Origin of the sequence: Inquilinus limosus MP06, assembly GCF_000767795.1 — a bacterium.
GTDB lineage: Bacteria > Pseudomonadota > Alphaproteobacteria > DSM-16000 > Inquilinaceae > Inquilinus > Inquilinus limosus_E.
The window spans coordinates 1-1567 of record NZ_JANX01000914.1 but is presented as its reverse complement, the minus strand read 5'-3'; the positions used below and the strand labels follow the sequence as shown (position 1 = coordinate 1567).

The following is a 1567-nucleotide window of genomic DNA, read 5'->3' as shown; positions in this document are numbered from 1 at the left end:
GGATCCCAGCGCCAGCCGATCATCAGATCGGCCCGCCGCTGCGGCTGGTCCTCGACCAGCAGCGATCCGCGCTGCCCGTCGGCCGCGGCGGCGATCGCCTCGACCGCGCCGGACCAGGCATCCGGCGACACCGCGGCGTCGTAGATCCGCTGCACGGCCTTCAGGATCGCGTCCGCCCGGTCCATCCCCCGCTCGCCGGAACCGCCACGCCAGCCCGAATTCTATCACAACCGGCGGCTCTCCGGTATGCGAGGCGGAGGGGTCAGGCCGCAATTCCCATGGATCAGGCCCCGCCGAGATGCTCGACCAGGATCCTGGCGCCGACCAGGATCAGGCCGATTCCGCCCAGCACCTCGGCCAGCCGGCCGAGCCGTGCCCCGGCGCCGCGGCCGAGCAGGAAGCCCAGCAGGCACATCCCGAAAGTGACCGCGCCGATGGTCAGGCTGGCCGTCCAGATGTCGATGCGGACGAAGGCGAGGCTGACCCCGACCGCGGTGGCGTCCAGGCTGGTGGCGATGCCGGCCATCGCCAGCGCGCCGAGGCTCGACCGCCGGTCCGGCGCCGCGACGCGGTCCGGCATCAGCCCGTGCCAGGCCATGCGGCCGCCGACGACGCCGAGCAGGATGAAGGCGACCCAGTGGTCGACCGCCGCCACCGCCTCGGCGAAGGCGATGCCCAGGGCCCAGCCCAGCAGCGGCATCACCAGCTCGAACCCGCCCAGCACGACGCCGACCCGCATCGCCTCCACCGCCTGGGCGCGGACCGGGACGCGGCGGGCGGAGGCGCCCTTGCCGATGGCGGCGGCGAAGGCGTCCATCGACAGGCTGAAGGCGAGGCCGAGGGTGGTGGCGAGGGGCACGGGTGGCATCCGGGTGGCGGTCGATGCGCCTCGGATAGCCGTCCGGATTCAATGGGTCAACAGCGCAAGTATTTGTTCCGTAAAGGATATTTTGATGTCGCTAGACAATGAAGCCGGGGCTGTATCCTGTGCCGCCGGCTCGCTCCGCCAGGGCCGCCCGAAGGCGGCGCCGGGTCAGTGGAAGAACAGCCAGATCAGGATCAGGATCGGGATCGGCACCCCGAGCAGCCAGAGCAGGATGTAGCGCAAGCACGCCTCCGGTCGGTTCCAGGGCCGGCGCACCCGGTTCGGGCGGCCGCCTCTAGGAACCGGAACGGGGGCTCGCCGCCTTCAGTTCCTCCGCCTCGCGGGCCTCGCGCTCGCGGTCCAGATAATCCGCCAGGGTGCGGCCGCTGACCGGCTCGAACCGCTCCTCCAGCGTCTCCAGCGCGTCAATGCGGTCGAGGCGGAAGCTGCGGAAATCCTGGCGCATCTCGCACCAGGCGGTGGCGGTCCAGCGGTTGCCCCAGAAGAACAGGCCGAGCGGCTGCACGATCCGCTCGCTGGTCGCCTCCGGCGCGCTGTAGTGCAGCCGCAGCTTGCGCCGCTCGGCGATGGCCAGGCGGATCGGCTCCATCAGCTCGACCGGATAGGGCCGGCGGCCCGGGGCGTGGATCGGCACCTCGTCCAGCGACGCGGCGCTGGCCTCCGGCAGCACGCCGGAGATCT

The 1567-nt window shown here is 71.9% G+C and carries 3 protein-coding genes; all 3 read right to left on the bottom strand.

Annotation, left to right across the window (positions count from 1 at the left end):
- The coding region (locus P409_RS40190; protein ID WP_034849111.1) for a hypothetical protein at positions 1 to 185 on the bottom strand (185 nt) is incomplete at its 3' end.
- Positions 186 to 283: 98 nt separating this feature from the next.
- A complete protein-coding gene (locus P409_RS33930; protein WP_430515682.1) occupies positions 284 to 817 on the bottom strand; it encodes a manganese efflux pump MntP in 534 nt (177 codons plus the stop codon).
- A gap of 343 nt (positions 818 to 1160) precedes the next feature.
- Positions 1161 to 1567: helix-turn-helix transcriptional regulator (locus P409_RS33925; protein ID WP_161790525.1), on the bottom strand; the 407-nt coding region annotated here is incomplete at its 5' end.

Bases quoted from the DNA above. Each gene is read 5' to 3' on its own strand.
- P409_RS33930 (WP_430515682.1), bottom strand. From the start codon at position 817: ATGGACGCCTTCGCCGCCGCCATCGGCAAGGGCGCCTCCGCCCGCCGC.